The 13199-nt window shown below is 37.2% G+C and carries 12 protein-coding genes; 8 read left to right on the forward strand and 4 right to left on the reverse strand.

Annotated features, from left to right (window positions below; all coding sequences use genetic code 11):
- Positions 1-50 precede the first annotated feature (50 nt).
- The 7 genes from LLS04_RS05615 (at position 51) to LLS04_RS05645 (ending at position 7769) form a co-directional block, all read left to right on the forward strand.
- Positions 51-491 (forward strand): MarR family winged helix-turn-helix transcriptional regulator, encoded by a 441-nt coding sequence (locus tag LLS04_RS05615; RefSeq protein ID WP_003773030.1) that lies wholly within the window; start codon positions 51-53, stop codon positions 489-491.
- Entirely contained in the window at positions 475-2205 is a 1731-nt protein-coding gene (locus LLS04_RS05620) for an ABC transporter ATP-binding protein (RefSeq protein ID WP_323610707.1), read from the forward strand. Before LLS04_RS05615 ends, LLS04_RS05620 begins: the two co-directional genes overlap by 17 nt.
- A gap of 1 nt (position 2206) precedes the next feature.
- The gene (locus LLS04_RS05625) at positions 2207-3997 is read left to right on the forward strand and encodes an ABC transporter ATP-binding protein (protein WP_323610708.1); all 1791 of its coding nucleotides are present in this window, start codon (positions 2207-2209) and stop codon (positions 3995-3997) included.
- Between the two features lie 52 nt (positions 3998-4049).
- Positions 4050-4727: a metal-dependent hydrolase gene (locus LLS04_RS05630; RefSeq protein WP_323610710.1), complete on the forward strand. Its 678-nt coding sequence runs from the start codon at positions 4050-4052 to the stop codon at positions 4725-4727.
- A gap of 14 nt (positions 4728-4741) precedes the next feature.
- Positions 4742-5386: an HAD family hydrolase gene (locus LLS04_RS05635; RefSeq protein WP_323610713.1), complete on the forward strand. Its 645-nt coding sequence runs from the start codon at positions 4742-4744 to the stop codon at positions 5384-5386.
- A 208-nt stretch (positions 5387-5594) separates the two neighbouring features.
- Positions 5595-5897, forward strand: a complete 303-nt coding sequence (locus tag LLS04_RS05640; protein WP_323610714.1) for an antibiotic biosynthesis monooxygenase family protein — start codon at positions 5595-5597, stop codon at positions 5895-5897.
- A 219-nt stretch (positions 5898-6116) separates the two neighbouring features.
- Positions 6117-7769, forward strand: coding sequence for a putative manganese-dependent inorganic diphosphatase (locus LLS04_RS05645; RefSeq protein WP_323610715.1), 1653 nt, complete (start codon positions 6117-6119; stop codon positions 7767-7769).
- Between the two features lie 41 nt (positions 7770-7810).
- On the opposite strand, the gene zwf is transcribed toward LLS04_RS05645, so the two are convergent.
- From zwf to gpmA, 3 genes are all read right to left on the reverse strand, one after another.
- Positions 7811-9244 (reverse strand): glucose-6-phosphate dehydrogenase, encoded by a 1434-nt coding sequence (gene zwf / locus LLS04_RS05650; RefSeq protein WP_323610716.1) that lies wholly within the window; start codon positions 9242-9244, stop codon positions 7811-7813.
- A complete protein-coding gene (gene gndA, locus LLS04_RS05655; RefSeq protein WP_323610718.1) occupies positions 9231-10655 on the reverse strand; it encodes an NADP-dependent phosphogluconate dehydrogenase in 1425 nt (474 codons plus the stop codon). The genes zwf and gndA overlap by 14 nt, the downstream gene beginning before the upstream one ends.
- A 106-nt stretch (positions 10656-10761) precedes the next feature.
- Positions 10762-11511 (reverse strand): 2,3-diphosphoglycerate-dependent phosphoglycerate mutase, encoded by a 750-nt coding sequence (gene gpmA / locus LLS04_RS05660; protein ID WP_323610719.1) that lies wholly within the window; start codon positions 11509-11511, stop codon positions 10762-10764.
- Positions 11512-11694: 183 nt separating this feature from the next.
- Here gpmA and LLS04_RS05665 point away from each other — a divergent pair, with 183 nt between their 5' ends.
- Complete coding sequence (locus LLS04_RS05665) at positions 11695-12291, forward strand: nitroreductase family protein (RefSeq protein WP_123171733.1); 597 nt, start codon at positions 11695-11697, stop codon at positions 12289-12291.
- Between the two features lie 38 nt (positions 12292-12329).
- Here LLS04_RS05665 and LLS04_RS05670 read toward each other — a convergent pair whose 3' ends face one another.
- Entirely contained in the window at positions 12330-13106 is a 777-nt protein-coding gene (locus LLS04_RS05670) for an alpha/beta fold hydrolase (protein ID WP_323610720.1), read from the reverse strand.
- Between the last annotated feature and the right edge of the window lie 93 nt (positions 13107-13199).

Below are 13199 nucleotides of genomic sequence, written 5' to 3' on the forward strand. Positions count from 1 at the left end.
TTTTTCTTTTTTGATATAATTAGTTAGTCGTTTAACTAAAGGAGAAGTCTATGGAATCCGTCTTATCACAACTTTATCGCGCCTTAGAACGAAAACATCGAAGTGTTGTCCAAACCTATTTAGATACTTTAGGGCTCTATATAGGACAACCACGTTTTCTGTTTGAGCTGTATCGAAATCCTGGTTTAACACAAAGAGAGTTAGCAGAAACACTTGTGGTTACAAAGGAAACAGTATCTGTGGCTCTTAAACGTCTTGAACAAGGTGATTTTATTCGCCGGGAAATACCGGAAGATGATAAACGTTGTCGTCAGCTATACCTGACTGAAAAAGGGGAAGCAACGATTGTTGAGTTGAAGAAAAATTTTGATTCCATAAACAATTCAATGTTCCTGAACTTAAGTCCGGAACAACAACTTCAGTTAGAAGAATTACTTACAGAAATGATTAAAGGATTGGAGGCAAGAGAGACAAATGAAAACGTTCTTTAAATATTTTAAACCTGAGATCCCAATCGCATTATTGGGAATAATTTTTGTCGGTAGTGTCGCCTTCATCGAATTGTATCAAATTCAATTGATGGCCCAAATTATCGATGTAGGGATTGCGAATCAAGATTTTACGGTAATCCTTAATGTTGGTCTGAAAATGGTTGGGCTTGCCTTGCTCGGGGCAGTCATTGCGATGCTCGGTTTGGTTTTCCCATCCCAAGCATCCAACAATTTCGCCTTAAATTTACGTCGAGACATCTTTAAGCGTGTGCAAACATTTTCATTAAAGAATATGTCTCAATTTCAAACGGCTTCTTTAGTAACCCGTTTGACAAATGATATTAACTTTCTACAACGAACCATAATGATGTGCTTACGTTTATTAGTGCGTGCACCAGTATTTCTAATCAGTACAGTTGTCATGACCTATATGATTAGTCCCGATCTGTCCATCGTAATGTTGGGAGCGGTTGTGGTGTTATCACTGGTCTTGCTTTATGTTATTAAAGAAGGATTTCCACGATTTGTTAAGTTGCAAGATAAAGTGGATAAGATGAACCGAAAGGTTCAAGAATCCCTCATGAACATTCGAGTTATTAAATCTTTTGTCCGTGAGGATGAAGAATCCCACAAATTTCAAGACGAAAACGGTGAGTTGTTTGATGCTTCCGTCAGTGCCATGAATTTAATGGTGGTCATGAATCCAGCATTAATGGGTGCAATTCATTTTGCGACACTGTTTATCGTATGGATTTCAAGTTTCCTTATTGTCGATCAACATTTAATCAATATTGGAGATTTACTCGTCTTTATAAACTATCTTCGTTTCACGATGTTCTCGATGATGATGATCACAAACGTTTTAATGATGATTTCGCGATCGAAAGCATCCGTCATTCGTTTGAAAGAAGTGTTGGAAACTGAACCAGATATTACCAATGCAACAATACTGGATACGCTTCCTGAAAATCCACGAGGTGATATTCATTTTGATAATGTCTCATTCCGTTATTATGAGGATGCAAATGATATTCTCACAAACATTAATTTTGCTATTAAACCCGGTGAACATGTTGGGATTATCGGTTCTACAGGTTCCGGTAAATCGACTTTGATTAATCTGATGGTACGTTTAATTGATGTTACTGAAGGAACAATTTACCTTGATGGAAAAGACATCCGTACGCTTGATTTGAAATCGTTACGCAGTCAGTTTGGATTTGTTCCCCAAAAAAATGTGCTTTTTACTGGAACCATTGAGTCGAACCTGAAACTTGGAAATCCAAATGCAAGTCAAGAAGATCTTATTCGTGCTACGAAAGCTGCTTCGATCTATGACTTTATCATGGAACAAGAAGAGGGATTTAAAGCACCGATCCAACAAGGTGGTACCAATTTATCGGGTGGTCAACGTCAACGGATGTGTATTGCCCGAGCACTGGTTGTGGAACCTAAAATTCTTGTTTTAGATGATAGTACTAGTGCATTGGATGCTGCTACAGAACAACGCGTCAAAGAGTCCGTTCAAAGTCTTTATGAAGATGTTACGGTAATCAGCATTGCGCAAAAAATTAGTTCTGTTTCAGACAGTGATATGATTTTAGTTATGGATGAAGGTAAAATTGTTGGGCAAGGAACCCACACTACGCTGCTTGATTCCTGTAATGTTTACCAAGAAATCTATGAAAGCCAACAACGAAAGGGGGATGAATAAGATGAGTGAACGTAAAGTCGTCATTGGTCATAAACCACGAAACCAACAAAAAACACTGAAACGTCTCTTAGGCTATTTAGGACAAAATAAGATCTTGCTGATTATGGTAATCATCGCATCGATTGTCTCAACCCTGGGTGGACTTTATGGATCGTATTCGATCTCTCCATTAATTAAAATTATTGAAAACGGATTAAATGGATCGATTTCACGAGAATTGATGTTCCAACAGCTCTTTAGTAAACTTATTTTTCTTGCCGTAATCTTTGCGCTTGAAGTTTTAGCGATGCTTTTCTCAAACCGCATGATGGTCAAAATCTCTCAACGTACAGTCGAAACAATTCGAAAAGATATGTTTGATCATGTGTTGAAGATGGATGTTAAGTATCACGATCAAAATGCTCATGGGGATTTAATGAGTCGTTTTACAAACGATATCGATCTTGTGGGGGAAGGCTTAAACTCTGCTGCTGCTTCAATTGTTATTAATATCTTCACGTTATTAGGAACAATCGTGGTAATGTTTATCCTGAGTCCTACGCTTTCCCTTGTGACCTTGCCGATCTTGCCACTGCTTTCAATTATGGCAAATGCAATCGTAAAACGAAGTCGCATTTATTCTAAACGCCAACAACGTTCCCTTGGAACCCTCAATGGTTACATTGAAGAATCCATGGAAGGCCAAATGGTAATGCAACTTTTTAATCATGAAGCAGAAGCTGAGAAAGATTTCCAAGTCTTAAATCAAGACTATCGAAAGCATTCTCAAAGTGCTCAGATTACATCGATTATGATGTATCCGTTGATGCAGAATGTGAATACCATTAGTTATGCGGTTATTGGGATTGTGGGGGGATACCTTGCAATTAATCATGGATTAAGTATTGGAGACTTGGGTGCTTATGTAAATATGACTCGGACCCAAGGAAAACCAATCAATGAAATTTCAAGTCAATTCACAACACTTCAGTCTGCAATCGCTTCAGCTGAACGAATCTTTGAACTCTTAGACTGGAGTTTGGAATCTGAAAATGAAACGGACTTAATTCTTGAAGATGTTGAAGGGTCAGTGCGTTTTGAAAATGTAACATTCGGATATAATCCGAGTGTTCCAGTCCTAAAAGATGTTTCGTTTTGGGCGAAGCCGGGACAGAAAATTGCTTTCGTAGGATCTACTGGAGCAGGGAAAACGACCATCACAAACCTAATTTCTCGATTCTACGATATTGATGCAGGAACTATCTTAATTGATGACAAACCTCTCGATACGATTAATCGTTACAGTTTGCGAAAACATATAGCGATGGTCCTTCAAGATACGCACTTGTTTAGTGGTACCGTTATGGAAAACATTCGTTATGGAAATCTTGAAGTAAGCGATGAAGCGTGTATAGAAGCCGCAAAACTTGCGAATGCGGATCATTTTATACGTCAACTCAAACATGGCTATCAAACGGTTCTTGGAGGAGATGGGGATGATTTATCGCAAGGACAAATGCAATTACTGAATATTGCACGTGCTGCGGTAGCCAATCCTGAAATTCTTATCCTTGATGAGGCTACATCCTCCATCGATACCCGTACTGAACGCATGGTTGAAAAAGGGATGGATTCAATTATGGAAGGACGTACAACCTTTGTGATTGCACACCGTCTGTCAACAGTTCGAAATGCGGACGCGATTATTGTTTTAGAACATGGTGAAATTATTGAACGCGGAAGTCATGATGATTTAATTAAATTAGGCGGCCGTTATGCATCATTATATTCAGGACAATCTCAGTTAGCTTAGAGTAGCATTATGCTACTCTTTTTCGTGTTATAATAAAAACAAGGGGGGCATTATGATGGTTAATGTAGAATATATTAATAATGCGGGTTATGTTGTGGAAACGGAAAAAGCAGTTTATATTTTTGATTATGTTGAGGGACTGTTGCCATCACGGTATTTATACAGTGAGAAAGAAACATTCTTCTTCGTAACAAGTCGTCATCGTAATCACTATAATGAATCAATTTACAGTTATCGAAAGACGGTTATTCTGTCATCGGATATTTTAGTCTCACCGTACCGTAATGTATTTATGATGGAACCAGGTGATGAAATTCATCTGGGTTTTGCGAAAGTACGTACGTACGAAAGTACGGGTGGTGGTGTCTGTTATCTCATTCAAGAAGGCGATTTAAAAATCTTACATGCCGGGTCGCTTAACAACTGGCATTGGAAGGATACGTTTACGCCTGCAGAATCACGTTTTGAAACGCATCGCTTCCATGAAATTCTTCAGGAGATTGCGGTGTATGCACCGATTGACATCTTAATGTTTACACTCGAACCTTCAATGGGTGAAGATTTTGATCGTGGTGCGCGTGAAGCACTTGATTTACTTCAACCGCTTAGTTTCTTTCCAATTAAAACAAAGCATGATGATTCACGCTTTTTCAATTGGGCGATGTCACGTCCAATCACAACATGTTATGAACCAAAACATGATAATCAAGTTTTTAGAAATATTATTTAGAAAGTTGGATACAGATGGCTTTTATATTTGATTTGGATGGAACGTTATTAGATTCCATTGATGATTTAGGAAATAATTTAAATACAGTGCTTTTGCGTCACGATCTTCCCACTTATGATCGCGCACAGTATAAAAAGTTTGTAGGGAATGGGATGAAGAAACTCGTTGAGCGGGCATTACCGAGTGATTACGAAGCATTTGATGTAATCCTAGAAGAATACCTTGAAGAATACAGTCGTCACTACACAGAGGCTTCTGTGCCCTATAACAAGGTCTGTGATACCTTAAAAGAATTGAATCAACGCAACATCCCGATTGCAATCTGTACAAATAAGAAACAAGAATATACAGATGGTATTGTGAAGCATTATTATGATGATATTCAATTTGTTGCGACAATTGGGGATACCTTTGATGGTAAACATAAGCCAGACCCATACTATCCGCTCGCAATTGCATCAACAATGAGCATAGATCCTTCACCGATCTATTTCGTGGGTGATAGTGATGTGGATATGAAAACAGCTAAGAATGCTGGGATGGTACCTGTAGGGGTGTCATGGGGTTTTCGAAGTGTTGAAGAACTTCGAGAACATGGTGCGAAGTATATTATCAATTCAATTGAAGAAGCACTTGATTTACCACCACTTACAAAATAACTTTGTGTAGAAAAGCACGGAAATCACAAACGGTTTCCTGTGCTTTTTATTTTATGACATGAGTACCATTTTTTAGAACAAATCGTTCTCATAAATGATACTTTGTGAATATTATCATCAATTTAACTTATGGAATGCTTGATTCATCGATAAGGTTTGAATAGAATATACATAGAGAACTTACGATTTTAAAAAGGATGGTATCACAATGAAATATGTAGAAGTTAAACATTTTGAAATGAAAAAAGGAACAGGTCGTGACTTTGCCGATAATTTTTATAATCGTACGGTAGTTAAAGATTTTCCAGGATTTGTTAGTATTCGTGTAGGGCTGAATGAGTCATGTCACAGTTATGATTGTGTGGATGTGTCATTTGTTTGGGAAAATGAAGATGCCTATACGAATTTTAAACGCAGTGACTTGCACAAAGAAATTCACCGAACACGTAAACCAAATCCAAATATGATTAAACATTCATCATATCGCTACGATATGATTCATGAAGACTAAACACTGAGAAATCCGTGTTTTTTTATTTAGATAAAAAAAGCAAGATGATTTCAGAATTGCTGGTTTTGGAAGAGAAACGGAATAATTAACGCAACATAGAATTAGATTTAGTCAGTTATACCTATAAATAGTGTTTAATCGTGGTTCTTTTTCACAGGGTCATCTTTATATATTAAGTAGATATGATAAACTTATATTAATCATTGAAAGGGAATTAATATGAAAAACGAAAAAGATTTAATCTATATTTGTGGACATCGTCATCCAGATACGGATTCAATTGTATCGTCAATTGCATATGCTCATCTTAAAAACATTCTGGGTGCTCCAGCAGTACCCTGTCGTTTGGGTGAACTGAGTGATGAAACCAGCTATCTTCTTGATCGCTTTGGTTTTGAAACACCAACACTTCTCAAAGATGCACGTGCAACACTTGATGAGATTGAAATGGATGATGCGGTAAAGATTCATCTGGATACCTCCATTAAGGAAGCAATGGAAATTATCTCAGATAAGCGACAGACACTTGCGGTAGTTGATGATCGGGATCAACTGATTGGGATTGTGACTAGTTCAAATCTAGCTCATATCGCGATGGGTGATACAAAACACTCAATCGCACTCTTAAAGAAAACACCAATCTGTAATATTGCGCAAGCAATTGATGGTGAATTGATTTATGAACCAAAGTACTTTCATTTTAATGGGAAAACTAGTATCATTGCGATATCTAAGACAAAGTTGGATAATTACGAATTAACAGACCGCCTCGTGATTATTGGGAATGATACGGAGTCACAGTTAACTGCAATTCGTAAAGGTGCATCCTGTATTGTGACGGTATGGACGGATGAAATCGAAGAATCGGTCTTATCGCTTGCGAAACTGCATGATTGTGGAATTATTCGATCAACACATGGAACCATGAATACTTCGCGTTATTTGCTGTTTGCGCCAAGTGTTCGTGAAGTAATGTCCACGGATTTAATTACATTTAATTGGAATGAGTTTGTGGATGATGTTGGAAAGCGTATGCTTAAAACACGTTATCGAGCATACCCTGTATTGGATGATCAGAATAAAATTTATGGTTTTGTATCACGATACCATATTTTAAACTCATCAAGTAAAAAGATGATTCTTGTGCATCACAATGAAGCCTCACAGAGCGTGGATGGGATTCAACAAGCAGAAATACTTGAAATCATCGATCATCACCGTATTGGCGACCTACGCACCGTTAAACCGATATATTTCAGAAATGAAATCATCGGATCAACAGCATCAATCATTACAAAAATGTATTTGGAACAGGGTGTCGAAATTCCCAAAGATATTGCTTCGTTATTACTCGCAGCACTGGTATCTGATACGTTAAATTTAAAATCACCAACGACGACGCCAAAAGATTTTGAAATTGCGAACATTCTTCAAGATCGATCGGGTCTAGATCGCAATGAATTTGCACGTGATATGTACGAAGTAACATCCGGATTAAAAAATAAACCGTATGAAGATATCATCAACCAAGATATTAAGAAATTCTATATTTCTCAAAAAGAGGTAATGGTATCTCAACTCGTTATTTACCACTTTGATGAGTTGGATGATATTTTAGATTCATTTGAAGAAGTGATGGAACAATTTGTAGCACAGCATCACCTCGATCTATTGGTTGTCGTTTTTACCAGTGTTGAGGATAATGGATCCATTATTGTTGCTTCAGGAAGTTTAAAAGAAGCAGTCTTGGATGCATTCCCCAATAAAGACGGTGAAGAACGTACCTTCTTACAAGACGTTGTTTCAAGAAAGAATCAAATCATACCACGCTTATCGGCAGCCATATCTCAGTACTTAGGAACAGGAATGTAAACAAAAAAACTTCTTAGTCATTTAAGAAGTTTTTTTTAGGTTTAGTATTTAAAAGTTTCACCCATAACCTGTTCTTCAATCCATTCATTGCCATCACGTGCTAATAAATCATGGGCACGTTTCGGACCGGATGAATAAGCATCGTAGCCTTCAGGTTTGTGGTTCCCTTTATGCTCTAGAATTGTTTCAACCAAACTCCAACTTAGATGGACTTGTTTAAAACTAGCGAAAAGGGATCGATCGGAATCCATGGCAGCCTTAAGAAGCCGTTCATATGCTTCCGGTGTATTTTCTCTGTTCTCATAATTACAGCTCTGACAGAAATCCATAAACACCGTTTGACTATCGTGGGTTTGTCCCGGTTTTTTAATATTGAAACGAAGATAGACTCCTTCATCCGGTTGAACTTTAATGATTAGGACATTGGCTTGTTCATGGTCTTTTTGATTAAATTCAATCATAATCTCCGTCGAACGTTTATGCATTCGTTTTCCCGTACGAATATAGATAGGGGTATCATGCCACTTAGGGAGTGTAGAGGCAAGTTTTAAGGCAACATACGTTTCTGTAGTGGAATCACGTTCAACTTTATCTTCATCCGTATAGGACTTCGAATCTTTGTTTTCAAGGTATTGACCATAAACAATATCATTTTCGTAATCTTCTACATACAGACTTTCCAATATGGCTTCTTGTTCATGATGAATGTCCGCTGCATTAAATGCATGCGGTTCATCCATGAGCACGATGGATAATAATTGAAGCAAGTGATTTTGAAACATATCTTTTAATGCACCTGTATGATCGTAATAATTACCACGATTTTCAACCCCAACCGTTTCAGCGGCACTAATTTGTATATTATTGATGGACGCACCATTCCAACTATCCGCAAAGATCATATTAGAAAAACGGATGGTAAAGATATTTTGAACCATCTCTTTTGCCACATAGTGATCAATACGGAAAATACGATCTTCATCAAAGATATGCGTTAAAGTGTTATTTATGTCAATTGCGGATTTTAAATCATTCCCAAAGGGTTTTTCAATAATGACTTTACAATTGGAAACCAATTGATGGCGATCGAGTTGTGTCGCAATGGTCTCAAAGAAAGAAGGCGCAACTGCGAAGTAGTAAAGAATTTGTGCTTGTGGATCAAGTGTCTCAAAGTATGTCTTAAGACGTGGATACCCTTCATCTTCGGTAAATGTCATCTTAAAATACGATACGTAATTTAGAAAGACATCCAAGATTTCCTCTTTCACATCAAAACGCGCTTGTTCTCGAAGCCAAGGTTTTACCAAATCATGGTATGCCGCTGTCGTTAAATCTTGTCGTCCAATCACAACAAGATGAAACGAATCAGGTAGGCTCTTTGTTTCAAGAAGGTTATAGAATGCAGGTAACAATTTTCGGTAGGTTAGGTCACCTGTACCTCCGAAAATTGCGACGATATGATTATTTGGCTTCATTACTGGGATTCCATTCGTGGTGGAAACTGCCTTGTTTATCAACACGTTCAAAAGTATGGGCACCAAACAAGTCACGTTGTGCTTGAATTAGGTTTGCATTTGAACGGCCATTACGGTAAGCATCGAAATAACTGATTGCATTTGTAAAGGCTGGAACACTAATGCCGGATTGAATGGCGAGACCACACACATCACGTAAACTGCCTTGGTAGTCGAGAAGACTTTCTTTGAAAGATGCATCCAACATTAAGTTTTGTAACTCAGGATTTAATGTATATGCATCTGTAATACGGTTTAAGAATTTCGCACGGATAATGCATCCTTCGCGGAATACCTTCGCAATCGCGCCAAAGTCTAAGTCCCATCCGTATTCTACTGAAGCATTTTTCATCAAGTCAAAACCTTGTGCATAGGCAATAATCTTACTTGCATACAAGGCTTGACGAACTTGTTCAATAAACGCTTCACGGTCATTTATTTGCACATGAGGTGCTTCAAATCCAAGAATATCTTGTGCTTGAACACGTTCTTCTTTTTTCGCTGAAATAAAGCGGGCAAAGACTGCGGATGCAAGTAAGGAAGCATCGGTACCGGTATTTAATGCTTCTTCGGCAGTCCATTTACCTGTTCCCTTTTGAGCAGCTGTATCTAAAATGACATCCACCATATGTTTACCAGTATCCGGATCCAATTCACCAAAGATCTGTGCTGTAATTTCAATTAAGAAACTATCAAGTTCACCGTGATTCCAATCAGTAAAGATTGCTTCAAGTTCTTCATTCGAAAAACCACCAACATGTTTTAATATTGAATAACTTTCCGCAATTAATTGCATATCTGCATATTCAATTCCATTATGGACCATTTTAACATAATGACCTGCACCGTTTTCACCAATATAAGTACAGCATGGTTCGCCTTGAGCTTTAGCAGAAACATCTTCTAATATATTTGAAACAAATTCATAAGCGTCTTTACTTCCACCTGGCATAATAGCAGGACCAAAACGTGCACCTTCTTCACCACCAGAAATACCAACACCTAAATAACGGAATCCAAGTGCTTCAATTTCTTGAGTACGACGAATGGTATCTTTAAAATTAGAATTACCACCATCCATAATGATGTCACCCTTGTTAATGAGTGGAATTAAATTTTCAATTACTTTATCGACAGCAGGTCCCGCTTTAACCATAAGGATGATTTTACGAGGTGCTTCGAGTGAAGTCACAAAATCTTCTAAGCTTTCGAAAAGACTTAAATTTTCGTGTGGGTTTTCTTGAATTACTTTTTGACCAACAGCATATGTACGATTATAGATCGATACATTATAACCGTGATCAGCCATATTAAGGGCTAGGTTTGACCCCATGACTGCAAGTCCAATAACACCTATATCATTTTTTTTCATAATTACCTCCAAAGTCTATAACTATTGTACAAAAATCTAAGCTAATAAACTAGCCTTATAACTTAGACCAACAAGAAAAAAAACGAGTGAGACTCGTTTTTTAAATTTATTTAGCTTTTCCTTGGTTTGCGACTGCTTCCATTTTAGCTTTAAGTGCTTCTTGGTCACCGAGGTAGTATTTGTTTACAACATTAAAGTCGTTATCAAATTCATAAACCAAAGGAACACCTGTAGGGATGTTTACCTTCATAATTTCATCATCAGTCATATTGTCAAAATATTTAACAAGTGAACGTAATGAGTTACCATGAGCAACAATAAGAACACGTTTTCCATCTAACATTTGAGGTTTAATTGTTTCTTCAAAATAAGGAACAGCACGTTCAATTGTTTCTTTTAATGATTCGTGTAATGGTAAGATATCTTTATCTTCTATATTACGGTATGCTTCCATGTTACGTGGAGCACGTTCGTCAGTAGGATCCAATTCTGGAGGTTTAACGTCAAATGAACGTCTCCAAATAAGAACTTGGTCTTCACCATATTTCGCAGCTGTTTCAGCTTTATCTAAACCTTGTAACGCACCATAGTGACGTTCGTTAAGTCTCCAATCTTTAACGATTGGTAACCATGTACGTTCCATTTCATTCAAAATATTGTCCATAGTATGGATTGCACGTTTTAAGTATGAAGTATAAACGATATCAAAATCGTAACCTTCTTCTTTAAGCATACGTCCACCAAGTTTAGCTTCTTCTACACCTTTTTCTGAAAGTTCTACATCAGCCCATCCAGTAAAGAGGTTCTTTTCGTTCCATTCACTTTCACCGTGACGAACTACAACTAATTTCATCATAATCAATTCCTCCTAGTTCTTTAATCATTTTACACCATTCCTTTTCTAAAATCTACATTAACCAGACTAGTTCACAAACTTGAAAATTACACAAACATCTTTAGAGCATATGGTTTGAATTAACATAGTCAACAACTATATAATATAATTCGTAAAACATAGTGACTCAGGAGGTAAAATGTCATGACTAAGATTTTTGAAGATTTAGAACTTAGACGTTCTCGATATGGATTATCAAAGGAAGCGGTTTTAACCGAAGAAGAAGTAATCGAATTGGTGGAAGCATCAGTTCAACATACACCTTCAGCATTTAACGCACAAACACAACGCGCAGTCGTTTTATTTGGAAAACACAGTGATGCATTCTGGGACTTAACCCGCGAAGCATTACGCGAAGTAGCACCTGAAGAAGGATTTGAAAATACAGTAGCGAAATTAGAAAGTTTCAAACAAGGTCAAGGTACAATTCTTTATTATATTGATACCGATGTTGTGAAAGGCTTACAAGATCAATTTGCACTTTATGCAGATAATTTCCCAATTTGGGCAGAACAAGAAAACGGAATGATGCAATTGGTAACATGGACTGCTCTTGCAGGAGCTGGAATCGGTGCATCCGTACAACATTACAACCCACTTGTGGATGCAAGTGCTGCAGAGGCATTTGAAATTCCATCAAGTTGGAAATTAGTTGCGCAAATGCCATTTGGTAAAGCAATTGATGAAGTTCAACCCAAAACACTACAAGATGTGAAGGGTAAAGTTAAAGTCTTTAAATAAGTAAAAAAAACAATCAGATTGAAGCTGATTGTTTTTTTTTATTCTACTTTATATATTTGAATTGTATCGTCGTCATCAAAGAAATGATAGGCTAAATCGGAAAACGACTCAGGATGGGCAAGCACAGCAGGATACTTCCCATTTTTAAACAAATAAATCGAGGTATGTCGAACTTTTTTAAGCAGACAATTATAAATATGAATGTAATGACATTTACGAATGCGCTGATCATCACGACAACCCGTTAAAAGAAGGGGAGCACGTAAGTTACTCAAATCATCGAAGTAGGGCGTATTCCCAAACTCTAAGATGGAATTGGTTTCGTTCACCACTGTTGTATGCCATTTTTTTCCATGAATTCTTCGAAGGTTAAATTTCCCCGGTATACTGGAAAGTAACTTTCGACGCTCAAGTGCGAGCGATTCAAGAAATTGAGGACTTGATGATTCACCTTGAAAGTTATCAGCTATGATTTTATGGATACGTCCTGGCTCTTTGAGGGCAATGTTAACTGCAACAATAGCACCACCACTCATTCCCACTAACTTCACATCACGATAATCTTTAATATGAATAAGTTCTAACACTTGAGCGGCTTCATAAGCCCAAATATCAAGCGGGAATGCATCAATTTGTTCGGATTTTCCATAACCTAAAAAATCAATAAGCACGACTTTAAAGTCATCTTTATATAAATCAATAATCGGTTTAAAAACATCAGATGATGATGCATTACCATGTAGGAAAATTAAGGGGTCTCCCATACCGAATTCTTCATAAAAGATCTCATGCCCCATAAAGTTAAAATAAGACATTGTGTAACCTCCAAAATTACAATATGCACATTATAGCAAACTCTTATGAATAAAACACAAAGAATGATTAAGTTCTAATTATTACCCTAAATA

It is taken from the genome of Erysipelothrix enhydrae, assembly GCF_035066605.1.
In the GTDB taxonomy this organism is placed as follows: domain Bacteria; phylum Bacillota_I; class Bacilli_A; order Erysipelotrichales; family Erysipelotrichaceae; genus Erysipelothrix; species Erysipelothrix amsterdamensis.

Coding starts and splice junctions, on each gene's coding strand:
- LLS04_RS05615 (WP_003773030.1), top strand. CDS start 51: ATGGAATCCGTCTTATCACAACTTTATCGCGCCTTAGAACGAAAACAT.
- LLS04_RS05620 (WP_323610707.1), top strand. CDS start 475: ATGAAAACGTTCTTTAAATATTTTAAACCTGAGATCCCAATCGCATTA.
- LLS04_RS05625 (WP_323610708.1), top strand. CDS start 2,207: ATGAGTGAACGTAAAGTCGTCATTGGTCATAAACCACGAAACCAACAA.
- LLS04_RS05630 (WP_323610710.1), top strand. CDS start 4,050: ATGATGGTTAATGTAGAATATATTAATAATGCGGGTTATGTTGTGGAA.
- LLS04_RS05635 (WP_323610713.1), top strand. CDS start 4,742: ATGGCTTTTATATTTGATTTGGATGGAACGTTATTAGATTCCATTGAT.
- LLS04_RS05640 (WP_323610714.1), top strand. CDS start 5,595: ATGAAATATGTAGAAGTTAAACATTTTGAAATGAAAAAAGGAACAGGT.
- LLS04_RS05645 (WP_323610715.1), top strand. CDS start 6,117: ATGAAAAACGAAAAAGATTTAATCTATATTTGTGGACATCGTCATCCA.
- zwf (WP_323610716.1), bottom strand. CDS start 9,244: ATGAAGCCAAATAATCATATCGTCGCAATTTTCGGAGGTACAGGTGAC.
- gndA (WP_323610718.1), bottom strand. CDS start 10,655: ATGAAAAAAAATGATATAGGTGTTATTGGACTTGCAGTCATGGGGTCA.
- gpmA (WP_323610719.1), bottom strand. CDS start 11,511: ATGATGAAATTAGTTGTAGTTCGTCACGGTGAAAGTGAATGGAACGAA.
- LLS04_RS05665 (WP_123171733.1), top strand. CDS start 11,695: ATGACTAAGATTTTTGAAGATTTAGAACTTAGACGTTCTCGATATGGA.
- LLS04_RS05670 (WP_323610720.1), bottom strand. CDS start 13,106: ATGTCTTATTTTAACTTTATGGGGCATGAGATCTTTTATGAAGAATTC.